This window comes from Citrobacter sp. R56, from assembly GCF_016811995.1.
Lineage (GTDB): Bacteria > Pseudomonadota > Gammaproteobacteria > Enterobacterales > Enterobacteriaceae > Citrobacter_D > Citrobacter_D enshiensis.
In genome coordinates this window covers 2,758,691-2,777,536 of sequence record NZ_CP069159.1, presented here as the reverse complement: position 1 = coordinate 2,777,536, position 18,846 = coordinate 2,758,691, and the positions used below count along the sequence as shown (strand labels likewise).

The following is an 18,846-nucleotide window of genomic DNA, read 5'->3' as shown; positions in this document are numbered from 1 at the left end:
CATGCCAGTGTTACACAACCGCATATCGAATGATGCGCTCAGAGCCAGGATGCTGGCTGAGACAGAACCGCGTACAACGATCTCCTTTTACAAATATTTCACTATCGCGGACCCGCAAAGCACGCGTGATGCGATGTACCAGATGTTCACGGCGTTGAATGTCTTCGGGCGTGTTTATTTGGCTCATGAAGGTATTAACGCGCAAATCAGCGTTCCGCAAAGCCATGTAGATGCCTTCCGTGAACAACTTTACGCCTTTGATCCCGCACTTGCCGGACTGCGCCTTAACATTGCTCTGGATGATGACGGTAAATCATTCTGGGTACTGCGTATGAAGGTGCGCGATCGGATTGTGGCCGACGGTATTGAGGATGAAAGCTTTGATGCCAGCGACGTGGGAGACTATCTGAAGGCGGCTGAAGTGAACGCCATGCTGGACGATCCCGATGCGGTGTTCATCGACATGCGTAACCACTACGAATACGAAGTGGGCCATTTTGAGAACGCGCTGGAAATCCCCGCAGACACCTTCCGCGAGCAGTTACCGAAAGCGGTCGAGATGATGCAGGAACACAAAGACAAAAAAATCGTGATGTACTGCACCGGTGGTATTCGCTGTGAAAAAGCCAGCGCCTGGATGAAACATAACGGTTTTAGCAAGGTTTGGCATATTGAAGGTGGCATTATTGAATATGCGCGCCGGGCGCGTGAACAGGGGCTTCCGGTTCGCTTTATCGGTAAGAATTTTGTTTTTGATGAGCGTATGGGAGAGCGAATTTCTGAAAAGGTGATTGCCCATTGCCACCAGTGTGGCGTGTTGTGCGACAGTCATACCAATTGCCGAAACGATGGCTGCCATCTGCTGTTTATTCAGTGTCCAGCCTGCGCTGAGAAGTATCAGGGCTGTTGCAGCGATCTCTGTTGTGAAGAGAGTGCGTTACCGGAAGAAGAACAGCGTCGGCGGCGTGCGGGCCGTGAAAACGGCAATAAAATCTTCAATAAATCACGCGGTCGCCTGAATACAAAACTGGGTATCCCGGATCCAGCGGAATAACGTTTAGCCGGATAACGGAGCAAACACGTTATCCGGCATTTCTCAACCGGTTACTTCTGCTGAACGCCTTCGACAGAGATAATCAAATCGACTTCCTGGGAAGCCGGGCCGAGATCGGTGGTGATGTTGAAGTCCTTCAGCTTAATTTTTCCTTCCGCTTCAAAGCCTGCGCGTTTTCCACCCCAGGGGTCATCGCCCTGGCCTGTCAACTTCGCTTCCAGTGTTACTGGTTTGGTCACGCCGTTGAGCGTCAGGTTGCCGGTGATATCCAGCTCATCGCCGTCTTTCTTCACACTGGTAGAGGTGAAGGTCGCCTGTGGGAATTTTGCGACGTTCAGGAAGTCGGCGCTACGCAGATGCTTGTCACGTTCGGCGTGGTGAGTATCAACGCTATTGGTGTTAATCGTCACATTGACTTTATCCGCGGCCGGATTTTTTTCATCAAAGGTGAATGTCCCGTCGAAGTCTTTAAAAGAGCCGTATAACCAGCTGTAACCCAGATGCTGGATGCGGAAGTTAACGAAGGCATGTTGTCCCGCTTTATCAATCTTATAGTCTGCAGCAACGGCAGAACCGGCGGTGAACAACAAAGAGGCGAGAGTGACTCCCAGCAGGCTTTTTTTCATTTTTGAACTCCATAGTCAGATGACGATTTTCCCAACATGCGATTAAGGGTGTCGTCTTTATCGATGAAATGATGTTTGAGGGCCATCAGCCCGTGTAGCAGAGACAAAATCACAACGCCCCAGGCAAACCACAGATGCAGGCTTCCGGCAAGATCGGCCTGTACGCCGGCATCGGCAAGGGTGGCCGGGATTTCAAACCAGCCAAACACGCTAATCGGTTCACCGTCTGCGGTGGAGATCAGATAGCCGCTGAGCACGATGCTAAACAGCAGGGCATACAAGGTGATATGTCCAAGCGTTGCGCCGAGGCGCGTCAGGCGTGAGTAGCTTTTGAGGGCGGCGGGAGGCGGCGAGATGAACCGCCAGACAACCCGGATAACCAGTCCCATCATCAGCAGGATCCCGATGCTTTTATGCAGCTCCGGCGCCTGATGGTACCAGCCGTCATAATAGCTGAGCGTCACCATCCACAGACCCAATGCGAACATGCCGTAGACCACGACGGCTATCAGCCAGTGCAGCGCAGCAGAAATCACGCCATAGCGTTGTGGGGTATTAGTGAATTGCATAGACACACCAATGAATATTTCAAGAGTGAATGAAAATGGCGTGTTGAGGGGATTATTGCAACCAAAAAATAACAATATGAATGATATTTATTTTTACTTCAATAAATTTGATTTAACCTGAATGTCAGCATCAGAAGTTTCGAGAAACTGTACGTAAGTTCTCATTGTTTGTGCAGGTTAGGGGGCTTTTCGGTTATTCAAATTATCTAAACTAAATTTAGAGAAATATCAACTTTTGTCAATTTATGTCAATAGTTCTGACTTAGAAAAACAGGATATAAATAACATCCATAATTGCCAACAGCGACCACAAAATAACGTAAAGCATAAAGTGTTCACGAATATTGTTGACCAGATAATGAAATAAACGAAGCACAGGCGGATACCTCTTAAAAAGAAATGGCCTCCATACCGAGGCCATTAAGTCATTATTCCGTAAAGCGTGACAGTCGAAATGGCGTCAGATCAAAGGCTGACGGTTTATCCTGCGCAAAATCAGCCGCAATCTCTCCCAGTACAGAGGCAAACTTGAAACCATGACCGCTAAGTCCGGTGATAATCAGCGTGTTCTCGTGTCCAGGCAGGGTGTCGATAATAAAATCTTCATCAGGGGAGTTGTCGTACGTGCAGGAAGCACCGTGCAGACAACAGCCAACTCCCGGCAGAATGGCGCGCAGGAATGGGAAGGTTTCTGAACCATCGCTGACGACGGCAGCAAACGGTTTACGTTCTTCCGGGGAGTGAATCAGCTGGCCGCCATTATGCTTACCGATTTTCAGCTCGTCATTTTCGGCAGGAAAACCGTAATAGTGATCACCATTAGGTAATTCGCCAGTAAATGCCGGGAAGTTATTTTTGATACTGTAGCGGCCATCCGCTTGATACCACGCGAACACTTTCCGCACGGGCTGGATAGGCAGTTCGGGGAGCAGTGCCTGAACCCAGGTACCGGCGCTGACCAGCGCTTTCTTCGCGTGATATTCCCCATCGGCGGTCACGACCGTCACGCCGTCATCATGATGATGAATGGCAGAGACAGGGCAGTTAAAGAGTTGTGCGCAACCGGCTTCTTCCGCCAGGCGAACCCAGGTTTTAATGGCTAATTCACTACGTAAAAACCCGGAATCTGCTTCAAACAGGCCGATGTAGTTCTCCGGTACGCGGATCTCAGGCCAGCGGGCCATCATCGCGGCGGCGTCCAGTCGCTCGACGTTCAACTGCCACTGTTGCGCACTCTGCGCCACATTGGCCAGAAAAGTGGAGTCGGATGGGCCGAAATTGATAACCCCTGAGCGTATAACGATGGGATCTTCATTGCGTGTGGACAGTTCGTCCCACAGTGTTTGCGCCCGCAGCACCAGCGGAACGTATTTTTCGCCTTCACCGTAGGCGTGGCGAATTAATCGGGAGTCGCCGTGGTGGCTACCCTGCTGATGTGGCGGCATGTGCGCATCGGTCATCAGCACCTTTAAGCCAGCACGCGTGGCGTAATACCCGGCGGCCGCGCCAACGGAACCGCTGCCAATAATGATTAAATCGTAGTTCATCAGCTTCTCTCTGCTATCACGATGATTGCAGGGTAAATAACTGACCGGCGTTATTCAACAAGGAATTAAAAAAGGCACCGTGAAGGTGCCTTTGGGAGGAGGTCCTCGTCACGTTAATGACGACGATACTCATTTATCTGGTAATCGCCAGATTCAATTTTGGCGATTCCTGCTTCTAATATCGAAATAAATTGTCTGGCAACATCAGTGGTTAACCAGAGCGTCTGACCAACTTCAGTTCCATCCGGGTCAGGGCGATTCGGGGTCTGGTAGTGCAAACGCAGCATCAGCGCATCATAGCTATCAACGGTGCTGATGTCCCATCCTACAAGCGGATGAGTCTGAATGACTTCATTATTCTTTTCCATCATGCCCCCTAATACGTGTTACTAGACAACGGTTTTCGAGGTTCAATGCGTGTTTTATCTGAAGCAACTTCAGTATATCAATAAATAAGGGTATTCACTGAAAATTTAAAGAGGGAGCAGCATAAATTTCTGCTTTTTAAGAATTAGATGAACAATAAAACAGCATGTAGTTCATGCTTTATTTGCATATTGTGCATTTAAGTTGAGAAAGAGATTAAAATCCGAACAGTTGCGTAAATAAAAAAGCCGGGGCGACCCGGCAAAATGAAGATTACTGCATATCATTTTTTATTCGTTGATAAACCAGTCATCCGCGCTTTCCCACGTTTCTTGCAGGATTTCGCTGATGCGCGCTTTATCTTCTTTTGTCGCGCCAATGACCGACAAATTGTTAGCGGCAGCATACCGAACGGTGACGTTGCCTTCGTTATCCGGAAAATAGTGGTGAATACGACGGGAGAGTTCACCGGCCAGCGCGTCTATCGCGCCAGCCGGTAAAGGAGAAGTTTTTGCAATGGTGACTTCAATACGCATAATGGCCCCCTGTTGAATATACTGGATATTTATACAGTTAAAATATCCCGGTGACAACAGTTGGCCACACTTTTTTTATTTTTTTACCGACCAGCGTACCGTTTCGCCACCCAGGAAAGGCACCAGTGTATCGTCTGTCAGGGCGATGCTTTCCGGAATGTGTTGCTCTTCGCGTACCAGTTCAATGTAGGTATCGTTGACGGGCAGACCATAGAACTGCGGACCGTTCAGTGAGCAAAATGCTTCAAAGTGCTCTAACGCATTCATCTCCTCAAAGACGGTCGCATAGCTGCCGAGCGCCGTTGGGGCGTTAAAGCAGCCCGCGCAGCCACAGCTGGTCTCTTTACGATGACGCGCGTGCGGCGCCGAGTCTGTTCCCAGGAAAGCGCGGTTAAAACCGCTGGCAACCAGTTCACGCAATGCCTGCTGGTGGGCATTGCGTTTGAGGATCGGCAAACAGTACAGGTGCGGGCGAATGCCACCAACCAGCATGTGGTTGCGGTTAAACATCAAATGTTGAGGCGTAATCGTTGCCGCCAGCAGCTCGTTGCCGTCGCGAACATACTCTGCCGCGTCTTTGGTCGTGATGTGCTCAAAGACCACTTTGAGCGCCGTCAGGCGTTGGCGCAATGGCTCCATGACGCTGTCGATAAAGCGAGCCTCGCGATCGAATATGTCGATCTCCGCATGAGTAACTTCGCCGTGAACCAGCAGCGGCATCCCCAGTTTTTCCATACGCTCAAGAACGGGCATGATAGCGTCGGTGGACGTAACCCCGTGGCTTGAGTTGGTGGTGGCATTGGCCGGGTAGAGTTTTGCGGCAGTGAAAACGCCTTCATTGAATCCGCGTTCAAGCTCATTGGGATCCAGGCTGTCCGTCAGATAGCAGGTCATCAACGGTGTAAAATCATGTCCTTGCGGAACCGCATCAAGAATGCGCTGGCGGTACGCAATAGCCGCGTCAACGGTGGTGACGGGCGGCGCCAGGTTAGGCATCACGATCGCGCGACCATAGGTTTCACTGGTGTAGGGCACGACGGTTTTTAACATGTCGCCATCGCGAAGGTGAACGTGCCAGTCGTCTGGGCGGCGGATCTTTAAAACCTGGGATGGTGCTGTCATCAATATGCTCCGGCTGAGGGATGGTCTTTTTGCCGGAAACAAAGGATATGCGGAAACGTTTTCGTTTGCACGAAAAAAAAGGGCGCTAATGCGCCCTCTGAACGTTAATTGGTGAAGGGGATGACGATTTCACCCGGTTTCACCTCAATCCCTTTGGCATATTTTTTCGCTAACGCTTCGCCTTCGCTGCTGTCTTCCCGCAGAACATAGGCCGGTTGCTGATTAAAATAATTGCGCAGCGACTGGTTGAGATACGGCATCAGCGTTTGTAATACCGGCTGCATTTTCTCCGGCGTTACCGTGACGTCCACCACTTCCATCTCTTGTAAGAAAATGGCGCCTTTCTCTTTGTTAAAGACCGGCAACGCTTTCAACTTCAGTTTCATGGTGGCTTTTTGATTGCCAAACAATGAGCTCATATCGAGATTCGCATCGCCGGTGAGCGTCACTTTATTGGGCTCTTCCCGACCGATCTGGCTGCTCAGGTTGGAGAGCACAATATGCGCGTCGGCAACGCCGGGTAAGCCAATATCTTTGGAAAAGTTATTCCGTTTCTCCAGTGCCTGGTTAATCTCTTGTTCACTGATTGTGTACTGTGTGAGTTGATTACAGCCAACCAACAGGCCGCTAACCAATAACGCAGCGGCAAAAAAAATCTTTTTCATGGGGTTCCTCAACATGATGCCCGTGTTGTAATCCTGACACAAAGCAGCATGTGGCACCAGCACGCAACGCGCCAGCAGAAAAAACTGAAATAACGGCCGCCCAATGCAACAGCCGTTTTTTTCAGCAGTGAACCGGACATCAATCAGGCTCCCGGCTCCAGCATTCCGTTCGGGGTGCGTTTATGGCTAAATTGCCATCCCAATGCCAGAAAGGTGATAACGCCGATAATCGCCAGCATGACCCAGGGCAGTTCGGGCTGGTCCATGATTTTGCCCATATCGAACAACCAGCCGCCGCCGATATAGCCAATCGCCCCGCCAATGGCGAGCCCCAGACGGCTAAAGCCCATATAGCTGCCGCGCGCACGAGCATCTGAAAGTGACGCGCTGAGCGTTTCACGGGCGGGTTCTGCAATAATGGAACCGATATAGAATGTGCAAATCAGCGTGAAGAGTTGCTGCAAATCACTCACCAGTCCAATAGGCAGCATACTGAGCGACATTAACAACAGGCCAGCCATCAACCTGTGTTCGAGACGGAAACGTTTTTCGCTCCACCGCGCAATGGGGTAGAGGAGGGTCAGTGACAGGCACGCTTCAATGGCGTACATCCATTTCACGGCGGCCGGGGAACCTGCGATATCATTGACCATGATGGGCAGCATTAACATCACCTGAACCGCCAGCATGTAATACCCTGCCAGCGTCAGAACATAGGTTACAAACCGTTTGTCCCGCATGACGCGCCCCATCCCTTCACGGACGGGGGTACGCACGGTCGAAAGCTTCCAGGCCGGGAGCAGCCAGGCGTTGAACGCGGCGCAGAGAACAAACAGTACCGCGCCGGTCGCGCAGACCAGACGAAAATCATACTGTAGCAGCCAACTGCCCAGTAATGCGCCAATCACCGCGCCCGCGCTGTCCTGCATCATCAGCAAAGAGAAGAACCGGCCACGCTGTTCCGGGCGGATCAGTTTGACCACCAGCGCGGAGCGTGGCGGATCAAACAGTGTGCCGCCCAAACCGGAGAGGAAACAGGAAAACCACAACAGCCAGGGGTCCTGGGCAATGCCCATGGTGGCGAATCCGGCTGCGCGCATCAGCATGCCGGTGACGATCATCGGTTTGGCGCCAAAGCGGTCGGCGATGGCCCCGCCAAATATACCCAACCCTTGTTGAATAAACTGGCGCAGGCCGAGCGCAATCCCCACCATGACGGCGGCCCATCCCATTTGATCGACGAATCGAATGGAAATAAGCGGGAACACGACAAAAAAACCCAACACCACCAACATATTATCGATGAGCAGGAAATATTTACCCAGGTTCCTCGCCTGCGAGACGCGCGACATTTCCCCTCCCGGGAAATAAAAGATGTGCACCTTCTATTCTGCGGTGTCGCCAGGGCTTTTCCCACCCTCGCGGGGACAATATTTTTTTATCAAGAGTCCGTCTTGATAGAGAGATTTCATCAAAATGTGTGAATAATCCAAAAAATGGCTATTTGCACTTTTCACAGAGTGCGTGGCCGCAGGTATAGTAACGTTATCAGGGGTGTGAAGACGTTACGGGAAGGAGTGGGTATAGAATGTTTGGCTATCGCAGTAACGTGCCAAAAGTGCGCTTAACAACCGACCGTCTGGTCGTGCGTTTAGTGCATGAGCGTGATGCCTGGCGTCTGGCAGATTATTACGCAGAAAATCGTCATTTTTTAAAACCCTGGGAACCCATCCGCGATGAAAGTCACTGCTTTCCGTCGGGCTGGCAGACGCGGCTGAGTATGATCGCTGAGTTTCATAAGCAGGGTACGGCATTCTATTTTGCGCTGCTCGATCCGGACGAAAAAGAAATTATTGGCGTAGCGAATTTTTCCAACGTGGTACGCGGTTCGTTTCATGCGTGCTATCTGGGATATTCCATTGCCCAGAAGTGGCAGGGAAAGGGGCTGATGTTCGAAGCCTTAAGCTCGGCAATTCGTTATATGCAACGCACACAACACATGCACCGGATTATGGCAAATTATATGCCGCACAATAACCGTAGTGGCGATTTACTGGCGCGACTCGGTTTTGAAAAAGAAGGGTACGCGAAAGATTACCTGTTGATTGATGGGCAATGGCGCGATCACGTGCTGACGGCGTTGACAACAACTGAATGGACCCCCGGACGTTAATCCTCTGGACGCGATGGAGAAAGACAATGAAATATGAATTAACCGCCACTGAAGCGCGAGTGATTGGCTGTCTGCTTGAAAAACAGGTGACGACGCCTGAACAGTATCCTCTGTCGGTGAACGGCGTGGTGGTGGCCTGCAATCAAAAAACCAACCGTGAACCGGTGATGAACTTATCGGAGCATGAGGTCCAGCAGCAGCTTGATGCTCTGGTCAAACGCCATTTTCTGCGCACGGTGAGCGGGTTTGGCAATCGCGTCACCAAGTATGAGCAGCGCTTTTGCAACTCCGAATTTGGCAATTTAAAGTTGAGTGCGGGCGAAGTCGCCGTCGTGACCACGCTGCTCCTGCGCGGTGCGCAAACGCCGGGTGAACTGCGCAGCCGTGCCTCCCGTATGTATGAATTCAGCGATATGGCGGAAGTGGAAGCCACGCTGGAGAAACTAGCCTCCCGGGAAGATGGCCCGTATGTGATTCGTCTGGCGCGTGAACCGGGTAAGCGTGAAAGTCGTTATATGCATCTGTTTTGTGGTGAGGTGGATGAACAGGCCGCCCCGGCGGATGAACAGCAGGCGCAGGCGGGTTCTGCCGATCTGCACGCCCGCGTAGAGGCGCTGGAGAGTGAAGTGGCGGAGCTGAAACAGCGGCTCGATTCGTTGCTGGCGCATCTGGGAGACTAAGGTGAAAAAATTGCGGATTGGCGTGGTAGGGCTGGGCGGGATCGCGCAAAAAGCCTGGCTGCCGGTGCTGGGAACCTCCGGTGACTGGACGTTACAGGGCGCCTGGTCCCCATCACGGGACAAAGCATTGCGTATTTGCGAAAGCTGGCGGATACCTTACGCCGACTCACTGGTGAATCTGGCATCAACCTGTGACGCTGTTTTTGTTCACTCCAGCACGGAGACCCACTACCAGGTGGTCAGCGAATTACTGAATGCCGGGGTGCACGTTTGTGTCGACAAACCGCTGGCGGAAACGCTGCGTGATGCCGAGCGGCTGGTCGAACTGGCGGCCCGCAAAAAACTGACGCTGATGGTCGGGTTTAACCGTCGGTTTGCGCCGCTGTACCGCGATTTAAAGGCGCAACTCTCAACAGCGACCTCCTTACGCATGGATAAGCACCGCGCTGACAGCGTTGGGCCGCACGATCTGCGTTTTACACTCCTCGATGATTATCTGCACGTGGTCGACACGGCGCTGTGGCTGGCGGGGGGCGCATCACAACTGAAAAGCGGCACGTTGCTGACCACAGATGCGGGGGAGATGCTGTACGCCGAGCACCATTTTGCGGCAGAACAGCTACAAATCACCACCAGCATGCATCGACGTGCCGGGAGTCAACGCGAATCTGTACAGGCGGTGACCGACGGGGGCGTTTATGAGGTGACGGACATGCGCGAATGGCGTGAAGAGCGTGGGCAGGGCGTGGTGCACAAACCGATTCCCGGCTGGCAAACCACGTTAGAGCAGCGTGGATTTACCGGATGCGCGCGTCATTTTATTGAATGCGTGGAAAATCAGACGGTTCCGGAAACCGCCGGTGAACAGGCGATTCTGGCGCAGCGTGTCGTGGAGAAACTGTGGCGCGATGCGATCAGCGAATAGGGTGACAGTTTTTTGAGGCGTTCAGAAAATGCAGGGGCTGCAGACCCTGTAACATCTGGCGGTAGTAATTCATCTTAATCCAGGTAGACTATACCCCACTTGATATTACGCCTCTTCCAACGCCTGCTTTGCAGGCGTTTTGCCGTAGAGTCTGGAATAAAACATACATGAATTTATTAAAATCACTGGCTGCCGTTAGCTCAATGACCATGTTTTCACGTGTGCTCGGTTTTGCGCGTGACGCTATTGTCGCCAGAATTTTTGGTGCCGGAATGGCCACCGATGCCTTCTTTGTGGCATTCAAATTACCCAACCTGTTGCGCCGTATCTTTGCCGAAGGGGCGTTTTCTCAGGCGTTTGTGCCTATCCTGGCGGAATATAAAAGCAAACAGGGTGAAGACGCGACCCGGGTATTTGTTGCCTATGTCTCAGGTTTGCTGACCCTTGCGCTGGCGGTAGTGACCGTGGCGGGTATGCTGGCCGCGCCGTGGGTGATAATGGTCACGGCCCCAGGGTTTGCGAACACGGCAGATAAATTCGCCCTCACCACCCAACTGCTGCAAATTACCTTTCCTTATATCTTGCTGATCTCGCTCGCGTCATTAGCCGGGGCAATCCTCAATACCTGGAACCGTTTTTCGATTCCGGCGTTTGCGCCTACCTTTCTGAACGTCAGCATGATCGGCTTCGCGTTGTTTGCGGCGCCGTATTTTGACCCGCCGGTCTTAGCGCTGGCCTGGGCGGTCACGGTTGGCGGTGTTTTACAACTGGTTTATCAACTGCCGCATTTGAAGAAAATCGGCATGCTGGTATTGCCGCGTATTAACTTCCGCGATGCCGGCTCTATGCGGGTGGTGAAACAGATGGGACCGGCGATTCTCGGTGTCTCCGTGAGCCAGATCTCGCTAATCATCAACACCATTTTCGCCTCGTTTCTGGCGTCCGGGTCGGTCTCCTGGATGTATTACGCTGACCGACTGATGGAATTCCCGTCCGGCGTACTGGGCGTGGCGCTCGGGACGATTCTGCTGCCATCGCTGTCGAAAAGCTTCGCCAGCGGCAACCACGATGAATACAACCGCCTGATGGACTGGGGATTGCGTCTCTGCTTCCTGCTGGCGTTACCGAGCGCGGTGGCGCTGGGCATTCTGTCGAAGCCACTGATCGTTTCGCTGTTCCAGTACGGAAAATTCACCGCGATGGATGCGGCGATGACGCAACGGGCGCTGGTGGCCTATTCGGTCGGTTTGATCGGCCTAATTGTGGTGAAAGTGCTGGCACCCGGTTTTTATTCGCGCCAGGACATCAAAACGCCAGTCAAAATTGCCATCGTGACGTTGATTATGACGCAGCTGATGAACCTGGCGTTTATTGGCCCGTTGAAACATGCGGGGTTGTCGCTGTCGATTGGTCTGGCGGCGTGTCTGAATGCGTCTCTGCTGTACTGGCAGTTGCGTAAGCAAAAGATCTTCACCCCTCAACCGGGCTGGATGTGGTTCCTGACCCGTCTGGTGATTTCCGTGCTGGTGATGTCAGCGGCGTTGGTAGGCATGCTCTCTATTATGCCGGAGTGGTCGCAGGGGACCATGCTGTGGCGTCTGTTACGCTTAATGGCGGTGGTGGTGGCGGGTATCGCGGCCTATTTTGCAGCGCTTGCCATTCTCGGATTTAAAGTGAAAGAGTTTGTCCGCCGGACGGCGTGATAAGCGAAGTGATACTGCCTGTCAGACCTGCAAAACGCAGGTCTGACAGGGGATGATTGCCAACCGGCAATCAGATAGAGATTTTTTTACCGCCGCGGTGGGAAGAGGATGTCTGACCGTTGGCGCTATACAGCGCCGGTTCCTGATGGGGTTTGAGTACGTCAAGCGCCTGCTGATTACGTGCGATTTGCCCTTCCAGCAGCCAGCCGTTGTGTCGGTTTTGGTCGCGAAGGTGCTGCGTTTTCTCAGTAATAACCTGCCAGCGCTCGGCAAAATCATCATTTGCGCTTTTCTGCGCCGCTTGTTCATGACGACGCTGTTGTTCCAGATAATCCAGGGTGGCCAGCAACGAGCTTTTTTCTTCTGTAATACGTTGTAAGTGGCTACCGTTAATCTGACCCGCAGATAAGTGCTGCTGCTCGGCATCCATCACCGTTTTCAGGTCATTGAGGACGGCCGTCATATGATCCAGTATTTCTGACAGACGAGTCATACTTTTATTTACTCTGCAGGTAGCTCTGTGTTTCACGGATCAATGCGTCGGCAATTTTGCCGGTGTCCATTTTGAGTTCACCGTTACGAATCGCCGTTTTCAGTGCTTCAACGCGTTCCATATTGATATCGCTGGAACCGGGTTGCATCAGCTTCGCCTGAGCATCGCTTAACGTCACACTGGCACTCTTCGTCGTCGATGTTTTTTCCTGACGCGTTTTTTGTACCTGCGTGTCGCCGGTGTCGCGCGGTTGGACAGTGCTAACGGGTTTCAAAGGTGAGGTACGGTCAATGCTCATGTTATTTTCCTCATCGAGGGGTTGCGTAGTAGCGACCAGCTATCATTATTTCGTTGATTATTCATATCGGCAGCCACGACAAAATCTTTAACGTATTATAGATTAATAAGAATATTCCCATCAGGGTCGACGGTTCCATTGACCACCTGGCCTGACAGCATGCGGACACGCGCGCTTTGCGCAACGGCGGCATTGTTCAATGCCTGACCTTCCGCATTGACGCTAAACCCATCGCCGCTGGCGATCACCACCACGCGCTGACCGGCTTTTATTCGCCAGGCCTGGCGCAGTTGGGTGAGCTGTACGGGCTGACCGGGAGCGAGATCGCGCAAACTGACGGCATCCTGAATCTGATTGATATCCAGCACCGTGCGCGGCGGCAACTGATCCAGACGTCCGCGTTTTAGCGTGACGCTGGCCGGGCCCAGTTTTCCACCCCGAGCGACGGGAACGGCGGCTACGACGTAGTTGCCGGTCGCCTGGACGTTGACCTGAAGGTAACGTTTTTCATTGCCGCAGCGCGCCAGCACGTTCACATTACCCCATAATTTCGCACTGCCCGGCACACTCAGCGCCGGTTGCTCACACTGTGCAGGTAACGTGGGCGATGTGCGAAGGGTGACGACCACCTCATCACTAAACCCTACCAGACGCGCCGAAAACCAGTCAGTCAGCTGCGCATTCAGGTCCTGCGCCATCGCCAGGGGGCTGAAGAGCAGCGCCATCACAGCGATTCCCCGTTTTAACGTTTGCATCGTCATCTCCCGCCTGTTGTAAGCAATGGCTGGATTCTACCTGTGTGCCGCCGCCATCAACGGAACAAATAGCGACGCATTTTGCGTTTATTCCGGCGATAACGCGCGCGTGATGGGATTTAAGCTGTCGGCTGAATTTTGTCATTTGCGGGGTAGATATGCTCGACAAGCTCGATGCCGCCTTACGTTTTCAACAAGAAGCGCTCAATTTGCGTGCCCAACGTCAGGAGGTGCTGGCGGCGAATATTGCCAACGCTGATACGCCGGGGTATCAGGCGCGAGACATGGATTTTGCCAGTGAACTCAAAAAAGTGATGGTGCAAGGAAGGGCCGAAACCAGCGGTGTTTCACTGGCGCTGACTTCTGCGCAACACATTCCGGCCCAGACGCTGGCGTCTCCCTCTGCGGATCTTCTCTACCGTATTCCAGACCAGCCTTCTCTCGATGGTAACACCGTCGATATGGACAGGGAGCGTACGCAGTTTGCCGACAACAGTCTGAAATACCAGATGGGGCTCACCCTAATGAGCAGCCAAATCAAAGGCATGATGAACGTGCTACAGGGAGGGAACTAATCCGTGGCGCTGTTAAACATTTTCGATATTGCGGGTTCGGCGCTGACGGCGCAGTCCAAACGGCTCAACGTCGCCGCCAGTAACCTGGCGAACGCCGACAGCGTGACGGGGCCCGATGGTCAGCCGTACCGCGCAAAACAGGTCGTTTTTCAGGTTGATGCAGCACCCGGTGCGGCGACGGGCGGCGTGAAGGTAGCGGATGTCATTGAAAGCCAGGCGCCAGACAAACTGGTGTTTGAACCCGGCAACCCGCTGGCCGATGCCAATGGCTACGTAAAGATGCCGAATGTGGATACGGTTGGCGAGATGGTGAACACCATGTCGGCATCGCGCAGCTACCAGGCAAACGTCGAAGTACTCAACACCGTGAAGAGCATGATGCTTAAAACGCTGACACTTGGCCAGTAAAGGAGGCACGTATGTCTATTGCCGTCAATATGAATGACCCGACGAACACGGGCGTCAAATCTGCCAGTAGCGGCAGTTCGTTAACCGGGAGCAATTCCGCCGATCTGCAAAACAGTTTCCTGACCTTGCTGGTGGCGCAGCTGAAAAACCAGGATCCGACGAACCCGATGGAAAACAACGAGCTGACCTCGCAGTTGGCGCAGATCAGTACCGTCAGCGGAATCGAAAAATTGAACACCACGCTGGGGGCGATTTCAGGGCAGATCGACAACAGTCAGTCGATGCAGGCCAGCACCCTGATTGGTCACGGGGTCATGATTCCGGGCACCACCATTTTGGCAGGCAAAGGAACCGAAGAAGAGGCCATCACCACCACCACGCCGTTTGGCGTTGAGCTACAGCAACCTGCCGACAAAGTCACCGCCACGATTACCGATAAAGACGGCAAAGTGGTTCGCACTATTGATATCGGCGGACTGAAGGCGGGCGTGCACACCTTTACCTGGGACGGGACTCTCACCGACGGGACCACCGCGCCGAACGGCTCCTACAACGTGGCGATCACCGCCAGCAACGGCAGCACGCAACTGGTCGCACAGCCGTTGCAGTTTGCGATGGTACAGGGCGTTATCCGCAACAATGGCGGTAACACGCTGGATTTAGGGACCTACGGAACCACCACACTCGACGAAGTACGGCAGATCATCTAAGCCTTCACACTTATCAGGAGTAAGAAATGGCCTTTTCTCAAGCGGTCAGCGGCCTGAACGCTGCAGCCACCAATCTCGATGTCATTGGTAATAACATCGCCAACTCCGCCACCTATGGGTTTAAATCCGGGTCGGCCTCATTTGCCGATATGTTTGCCGGTTCCAAAGTAGGGCTGGGCGTTAAAGTGGCGGGGATCACCCAGGACTTTACCGATGGCACCACCACCAACACAGGTCGTGGTTTGGACGTTGCCATCAGCCAGAACGGTTTCTTCCGTATGGTGGACAGCAACGGGTCTGTTTTTTATAGCCGTAACGGTCAGTTTAAACTCGACGAAAATCGCAATCTGGTCAACATGCAGGGTCTGCAACTGACCGGTTATCCGGCCACCGGTACGCCGCCGACTATCCAACAGGGCGCAAACCCGGCACCGATTACGATCCCCAATACGCTGATGGGGGGAAAATCCACCGAAACGGCGACGATGCAGATCAACCTGAACTCATCTGCAGAAGTACCGACGAATGAGTTTTCGCCGTCCGATGCTGACAGCTATAACAAACGTGCGCCGCTGACGGTATTTGACAGCCAAGGGAACCAGCACGACATTAACCTTTACTATGTTAAAACCGGTGATAACACCTGGGATATCTGGACTCAGGATTCCAGCGTAGCAAACGCACCGCTGGTGAAATCAAGCCAGATGACCTTCGATACCAATGGCTCTCTGGAGGCCGTTAAAAGCTATACCGAAGTGAAGCCGACGCCTCCTGAGACTAAATCAACCTGGACGCTGGGCGCGGCAAATGCAACACCTTCGTTTTCGATCACTACCGGCACAATAAACGGTGCGGTCCCTGCGACATTCACGCTGAGCCTGCAAAATTCTATGCAGCAAAACACGGGTACAAACAGTGTTATTGCCGCTACGCAGAACGGCTACAAGCCGGGCGATTTGGTGGGCTACAAGATCAACGATGATGGCACCGTGGTGGGGAACTACTCCAACGAGCAGACACAGGTTCTGGGGCAAATCGTACTGGCTAACTTTGCCAACAACGAAGGGCTGGCCTCGCAGGGGGATAACGTCTGGGCCGCCACACAGTCTTCGGGTGTTGCACTACTGGGGACGGCGGGTACCGGTAACTTCGGTAAGTTGACCAACGGTGCGCTGGAAGCCTCTAACGTGGACCTGAGTAAAGAACTGGTGAACATGATTGTCGCCCAGCGTAACTATCAGTCTAACGCGCAGACCATCAAGACCCAGGATCAGATCCTCAACACGCTGGTCAACCTGCGCTAAGCGCCTGACAGGATGGCTTAATGGATCACGCAATTTATACCGCCATGGGGGCGGCCAGTCAGACCCTGAATCAACAGGCGGTGACGGCCAGCAACCTGGCCAATGCCTCAACGCCGGGTTTTCGTGCACAGCTCACTGCGTTGCGCGCAGTGCCGGTTGAAGGGCTTTCTTTACCGACGCGTACCCTTGTCACGGCCTCTACCCCAGGGGCCGATATGACCCCGGGGCAGATGGATTACACCTCACGACCGCTGGATGTCGCGCTGCAGCAGGACGGCTGGCTGGCCGTACAAACCGCCGACGGCAGCGAAGGGTATACCCGTAACGGCAGTATCCAGGTGAGTCCGACCGGCGAACTGACGATTCAGGGGCACCCGGTGATTGGCGAAGCGGGTCCCATCGCCGTGCCGGAAGGCTCCGAAATTACCATCGCGGCGGATGGCACCATCTCGGCACTGAATCCCGGCGATCCGGCGAATACGGTGGCGCCAGTGGGACGTCTGAAACTGGTCAAAGCGATGGGCAATGAAGTGCAGCGCGGCGACGACGGCATGTTCCGTCTGACCGCAGCGACACAGGCGACTCGTGGCCCGGCCCTGCAGGCCGATCCGTCCATTCGCATCATGTCTGGCGTCCTGGAGGGCAGCAACGTCAGTGCCGTCTCCGCCATGAGCGACATGATCGCCAGCGCCCGTCGTTTTGAAATGCAGATGAAAGTGATCAGCAGCGTTGATGACAACGCAGGCCGCGCTAACCAACTGCTGTCGATGAGTTAATACAGGACATTTTATGATCAGTTCATTATGGATCGCCAAAACCGGTCTCGACGCCCAGCAAACCAATATGGATGTGATTGCCAACAACCTGGCAAACGTCAGCACCAATGGTTTTAAGCGTCAGCGCGCGGTGTTTGAAGATCTGCTTTACCAGACGATTCGCCAGCCTGGCGCCCAGTCTTCGGAGCAGACGACCTTACCCTCCGGCCTGCAAATTGGTACCGGTGTTCGTCCTGTCGCCACGGAACGTCTGCACAGTCAGGGCAACTTGTCTCAGACCAACAACAGCAAAGACGTCGCCATCAAAGGGCAGGGCTTTTTCCAGGTCATGCTGCCGGATGGCACGTCGGCCTACACCCGTGACGGTTCATTCCAGGTCGATCAAAACGGTCAACTGGTGACGGCGGGCGGTTTTCAGGTTCAGCCTGCGATCACGATCCCGGCGAACTCACTCAGCATCACTATCGGACGTGATGGCGTAGTCAGTGTGACGCAGCAGGGACAGGCGGCACCTGTGCAGGTTGGCCAGCTGAACCTGACCACCTTTATGAATGACACCGGTCTGGAGAGCATCGGCGAGAACCTGTACACCGAAACGCAATCGTCGGGCGCGCCAAACGAAAGCACGCCGGGTTTGAACGGTGCGGGTCTGTTGTATCAGGGCTATGTCGAAACCTCCAACGTGAACGTCGCGGAAGAGCTGGTGAATATGATCCAGGTTCAGCGCGCTTACGAAATCAACAGTAAAGCGGTGTCGACGACCGATCAGATGCTGCAGAAACTGACGCAACTCTAACGTGTTGGCCGGTGGGGTGAAAACCTCACCGGCACACTGATTTTGAAGATGAAGGCAATGCGAAAATACGCGCTTCACCCATACCCGATGATGGCCCTGCTGGTGGTTTCACTGACAGGATGTGCCTGGATCCCCGCCACGCCGCTCGTGCAGGGCGCGACGACGGCACAACCAATACCTGGCCCGACGCAGGTGGCGAATGGCTCCATCTTTCAGTCTGCACAACCGGTTAATTATGGCTATCAGCCGCTATTCGAAGACCGACGTCCGCGTAACATTGGCGATACGTTGACGATTGTCTTGCAGGAAAACGTCAGCGCCAGCAAAAGCTCCTCAGCCAATGCCAGCCGCGATGGCAAAACGAATTTTGGCTTCGACACCGTTCCGCGCTATCTGGAAGGATTATTCGGTAACGCGCGTGCAGACGTAGACGCTTCCGGCGGAAACTCTTTCAATGGCAAAGGCGGCGCGAACGCCAGCAACACCTTTAGCGGCACGTTGACGGTCACCGTCGATCAGGTGCTGGTGAATGGCAATTTACATGTGGTGGGTGAAAAACAGATCGCCATCAACCAGGGCACTGAATTCATCCGCTTCTCCGGGGTTGTGAATCCACGCACGATCAGCGGCAGCAACAGCGTTCCGTCAACGCAGGTTGCGGATGCACGCATAGAGTATGTCGGTAACGGCTACATAAACGAAGCGCAGAATATGGGTTGGCTGCAGCGTTTCTTCCTTAACTTGTCGCCGATGTAAGCGAGGTTC

24 protein-coding genes are annotated in these 18,846 nt (G+C 53.5%); 12 read left to right on the top strand and 12 right to left on the bottom strand.

Annotated features, from left to right (window positions below):
• Window position 1 precedes the first annotated feature (1 nt).
• Entirely contained in the window at window positions 2–1,054 is a 1,053-nt protein-coding gene (locus JM656_RS13235; protein WP_203358186.1) for a rhodanese-related sulfurtransferase, read from the top strand.
• A 50-nt stretch (window positions 1,055–1,104) separates the two neighbouring features.
• Here the strand turns inward: JM656_RS13235 and JM656_RS13230 are convergent, their stop codons facing one another.
• The 9 genes from JM656_RS13230 to mdtH all read right to left on the bottom strand — a co-directional run bounded on the left by JM656_RS13230 (window position 1,105) and on the right by mdtH (window position 7,837).
• Window positions 1,105–1,680 carry a YceI family protein gene (locus tag JM656_RS13230; RefSeq protein WP_203358185.1) on the bottom strand — a complete coding sequence of 192 codons (576 nt, stop codon included), beginning with the start codon at window positions 1,678–1,680 and terminating at the stop codon, window positions 1,105–1,107.
• Window positions 1,677–2,249, bottom strand: a complete 573-nt coding sequence (locus tag JM656_RS13225) for a cytochrome b (protein WP_203358184.1) — start codon at window positions 2,247–2,249, stop codon at window positions 1,677–1,679. The genes JM656_RS13230 and JM656_RS13225 overlap by 4 nt, the downstream gene beginning before the upstream one ends.
• A 262-nt stretch (window positions 2,250–2,511) precedes the next feature.
• Window positions 2,512–2,625 carry a YceO family protein gene (locus JM656_RS13220; RefSeq protein ID WP_162380555.1) on the bottom strand — a complete coding sequence of 38 codons (114 nt, stop codon included), beginning with the start codon at window positions 2,623–2,625 and terminating at the stop codon, window positions 2,512–2,514.
• Between the two features lie 52 nt (window positions 2,626–2,677).
• Window positions 2,678–3,796, bottom strand: coding sequence for an N-methyl-L-tryptophan oxidase (gene solA, locus JM656_RS13215; protein WP_203358183.1), 1,119 nt, complete (start codon window positions 3,794–3,796; stop codon window positions 2,678–2,680).
• A 113-nt stretch (window positions 3,797–3,909) separates the two neighbouring features.
• Window positions 3,910–4,164 carry a biofilm formation regulator BssS gene (bssS, locus tag JM656_RS13210; RefSeq protein ID WP_203361288.1) on the bottom strand — a complete coding sequence of 85 codons (255 nt, stop codon included), beginning with the start codon at window positions 4,162–4,164 and terminating at the stop codon, window positions 3,910–3,912.
• A gap of 288 nt (window positions 4,165–4,452) precedes the next feature.
• Entirely contained in the window at window positions 4,453–4,698 is a 246-nt protein-coding gene (dinI, locus tag JM656_RS13205) for a DNA damage-inducible protein I (protein WP_203358182.1), read from the bottom strand.
• Window positions 4,699–4,773: 75 nt separating this feature from the next.
• The gene (pyrC, locus tag JM656_RS13200) at window positions 4,774–5,820 is read right to left on the bottom strand and encodes a dihydroorotase (RefSeq protein WP_203358181.1); all 1,047 of its coding nucleotides are present in this window, start codon (window positions 5,818–5,820) and stop codon (window positions 4,774–4,776) included.
• 104 nt (window positions 5,821–5,924) lie between these two features.
• The gene (locus tag JM656_RS13195) at window positions 5,925–6,485 is read right to left on the bottom strand and encodes a lipoprotein (protein WP_203358180.1); all 561 of its coding nucleotides are present in this window, start codon (window positions 6,483–6,485) and stop codon (window positions 5,925–5,927) included.
• Window positions 6,486–6,628: 143 nt separating this feature from the next.
• Window positions 6,629–7,837, bottom strand: a complete 1,209-nt coding sequence (gene mdtH, locus JM656_RS13190; protein WP_203358179.1) for a multidrug efflux MFS transporter MdtH — start codon at window positions 7,835–7,837, stop codon at window positions 6,629–6,631.
• A gap of 236 nt (window positions 7,838–8,073) precedes the next feature.
• Between mdtH and rimJ the strand changes: the two genes are divergently transcribed.
• From rimJ to murJ, 4 genes are all read left to right on the top strand, one after another.
• The gene (gene rimJ / locus JM656_RS13185) at window positions 8,074–8,658 is read left to right on the top strand and encodes a ribosomal protein S5-alanine N-acetyltransferase (protein WP_203358178.1); all 585 of its coding nucleotides are present in this window, start codon (window positions 8,074–8,076) and stop codon (window positions 8,656–8,658) included.
• Between the two features lie 26 nt (window positions 8,659–8,684).
• Window positions 8,685–9,338: a YceH family protein gene (locus JM656_RS13180; protein ID WP_203358177.1), complete on the top strand. Its 654-nt coding sequence runs from the start codon at window positions 8,685–8,687 to the stop codon at window positions 9,336–9,338.
• A gap of 1 nt (window position 9,339) precedes the next feature.
• The gene (locus tag JM656_RS13175) at window positions 9,340–10,263 is read left to right on the top strand and encodes a Gfo/Idh/MocA family protein (protein WP_203358176.1); all 924 of its coding nucleotides are present in this window, start codon (window positions 9,340–9,342) and stop codon (window positions 10,261–10,263) included.
• A gap of 167 nt (window positions 10,264–10,430) precedes the next feature.
• Window positions 10,431–11,966 carry a murein biosynthesis integral membrane protein MurJ gene (gene murJ / locus JM656_RS13170; RefSeq protein WP_203358175.1) on the top strand — a complete coding sequence of 512 codons (1,536 nt, stop codon included), beginning with the start codon at window positions 10,431–10,433 and terminating at the stop codon, window positions 11,964–11,966.
• Window positions 11,967–12,036: 70 nt separating this feature from the next.
• Here murJ and flgN read toward each other — a convergent pair whose 3' ends face one another.
• The 3 genes from flgN to flgA form a co-directional block, all read right to left on the bottom strand.
• Window positions 12,037–12,459 (bottom strand): flagella biosynthesis chaperone FlgN, encoded by a 423-nt coding sequence (gene flgN, locus JM656_RS13165; RefSeq protein ID WP_192611870.1) that lies wholly within the window; start codon window positions 12,457–12,459, stop codon window positions 12,037–12,039.
• A gap of 4 nt (window positions 12,460–12,463) precedes the next feature.
• Entirely contained in the window at window positions 12,464–12,757 is a 294-nt protein-coding gene (gene flgM, locus JM656_RS13160) for a flagellar biosynthesis anti-sigma factor FlgM (protein WP_203358174.1), read from the bottom strand.
• Window positions 12,758–12,852: 95 nt separating this feature from the next.
• Window positions 12,853–13,512 (bottom strand): flagellar basal body P-ring formation chaperone FlgA, encoded by a 660-nt coding sequence (flgA, locus tag JM656_RS13155; protein ID WP_203358173.1) that lies wholly within the window; start codon window positions 13,510–13,512, stop codon window positions 12,853–12,855.
• A gap of 158 nt (window positions 13,513–13,670) precedes the next feature.
• On the opposite strand from flgA, the gene flgB reads away from it, so the two are divergent.
• From flgB to flgH, 7 genes are read left to right on the top strand one after another with little or no spacing between them, the layout of a single operon-like run.
• Window positions 13,671–14,087 carry a flagellar basal body rod protein FlgB gene (gene flgB / locus JM656_RS13150; protein ID WP_162378998.1) on the top strand — a complete coding sequence of 139 codons (417 nt, stop codon included), beginning with the start codon at window positions 13,671–13,673 and terminating at the stop codon, window positions 14,085–14,087.
• Window positions 14,088–14,090: 3 nt separating this feature from the next.
• The gene (gene flgC / locus JM656_RS13145) at window positions 14,091–14,495 is read left to right on the top strand and encodes a flagellar basal body rod protein FlgC (RefSeq protein ID WP_192611873.1); all 405 of its coding nucleotides are present in this window, start codon (window positions 14,091–14,093) and stop codon (window positions 14,493–14,495) included.
• A gap of 11 nt (window positions 14,496–14,506) precedes the next feature.
• Entirely contained in the window at window positions 14,507–15,205 is a 699-nt protein-coding gene (gene flgD / locus JM656_RS13140; protein WP_192611874.1) for a flagellar hook assembly protein FlgD, read from the top strand.
• A 26-nt stretch (window positions 15,206–15,231) separates the two neighbouring features.
• Complete coding sequence (flgE, locus tag JM656_RS13135) at window positions 15,232–16,509, top strand: flagellar hook protein FlgE (RefSeq protein ID WP_203358172.1); 1,278 nt, start codon at window positions 15,232–15,234, stop codon at window positions 16,507–16,509.
• A 20-nt stretch (window positions 16,510–16,529) separates the two neighbouring features.
• Window positions 16,530–17,285 (top strand): flagellar basal body rod protein FlgF, encoded by a 756-nt coding sequence (locus tag JM656_RS13130; protein ID WP_203358171.1) that lies wholly within the window; start codon window positions 16,530–16,532, stop codon window positions 17,283–17,285.
• A gap of 13 nt (window positions 17,286–17,298) precedes the next feature.
• Complete coding sequence (gene flgG / locus JM656_RS13125; RefSeq protein WP_162378993.1) at window positions 17,299–18,081, top strand: flagellar basal-body rod protein FlgG; 783 nt, start codon at window positions 17,299–17,301, stop codon at window positions 18,079–18,081.
• A gap of 57 nt (window positions 18,082–18,138) precedes the next feature.
• Window positions 18,139–18,837, top strand: coding sequence for a flagellar basal body L-ring protein FlgH (gene flgH / locus JM656_RS13120; protein WP_162378992.1), 699 nt, complete (start codon window positions 18,139–18,141; stop codon window positions 18,835–18,837).
• Window positions 18,838–18,846: the final 9 nt, after the last annotated feature.

Coding starts and splice junctions, on each gene's coding strand:
- murJ (WP_203358175.1), top strand. CDS start 10,431: ATGAATTTATTAAAATCACTGGCTGCCGTTAGCTCAATGACCATGTTT.
- flgH (WP_162378992.1), top strand. CDS start 18,139: ATGCGAAAATACGCGCTTCACCCATACCCGATGATGGCCCTGCTGGTG.
- flgB (WP_162378998.1), top strand. CDS start 13,671: ATGCTCGACAAGCTCGATGCCGCCTTACGTTTTCAACAAGAAGCGCTC.
- JM656_RS13225 (WP_203358184.1), bottom strand. CDS start 2,249: ATGCAATTCACTAATACCCCACAACGCTATGGCGTGATTTCTGCTGCG.
- rimJ (WP_203358178.1), top strand. CDS start 8,074: ATGTTTGGCTATCGCAGTAACGTGCCAAAAGTGCGCTTAACAACCGAC.
- flgE (WP_203358172.1), top strand. CDS start 15,232: ATGGCCTTTTCTCAAGCGGTCAGCGGCCTGAACGCTGCAGCCACCAAT.
- dinI (WP_203358182.1), bottom strand. CDS start 4,698: ATGCGTATTGAAGTCACCATTGCAAAAACTTCTCCTTTACCGGCTGGC.
- flgD (WP_192611874.1), top strand. CDS start 14,507: ATGTCTATTGCCGTCAATATGAATGACCCGACGAACACGGGCGTCAAA.
- flgM (WP_203358174.1), bottom strand. CDS start 12,757: ATGAGCATTGACCGTACCTCACCTTTGAAACCCGTTAGCACTGTCCAA.
- JM656_RS13195 (WP_203358180.1), bottom strand. CDS start 6,485: ATGAAAAAGATTTTTTTTGCCGCTGCGTTATTGGTTAGCGGCCTGTTG.
- pyrC (WP_203358181.1), bottom strand. CDS start 5,820: ATGACAGCACCATCCCAGGTTTTAAAGATCCGCCGCCCAGACGACTGG.
- JM656_RS13130 (WP_203358171.1), top strand. CDS start 16,530: ATGGATCACGCAATTTATACCGCCATGGGGGCGGCCAGTCAGACCCTG.
- mdtH (WP_203358179.1), bottom strand. CDS start 7,837: ATGTCGCGCGTCTCGCAGGCGAGGAACCTGGGTAAATATTTCCTGCTC.
- JM656_RS13180 (WP_203358177.1), top strand. CDS start 8,685: ATGAAATATGAATTAACCGCCACTGAAGCGCGAGTGATTGGCTGTCTG.
- JM656_RS13230 (WP_203358185.1), bottom strand. CDS start 1,680: ATGAAAAAAAGCCTGCTGGGAGTCACTCTCGCCTCTTTGTTGTTCACC.
- solA (WP_203358183.1), bottom strand. CDS start 3,796: ATGAACTACGATTTAATCATTATTGGCAGCGGTTCCGTTGGCGCGGCC.
- JM656_RS13235 (WP_203358186.1), top strand. CDS start 2: ATGCCAGTGTTACACAACCGCATATCGAATGATGCGCTCAGAGCCAGG.
- flgG (WP_162378993.1), top strand. CDS start 17,299: ATGATCAGTTCATTATGGATCGCCAAAACCGGTCTCGACGCCCAGCAA.
- flgN (WP_192611870.1), bottom strand. CDS start 12,459: ATGACTCGTCTGTCAGAAATACTGGATCATATGACGGCCGTCCTCAAT.
- flgA (WP_203358173.1), bottom strand. CDS start 13,512: ATGCAAACGTTAAAACGGGGAATCGCTGTGATGGCGCTGCTCTTCAGC.
- bssS (WP_203361288.1), bottom strand. CDS start 4,164: ATGGAAAAGAATAATGAAGTCATTCAGACTCATCCGCTTGTAGGATGG.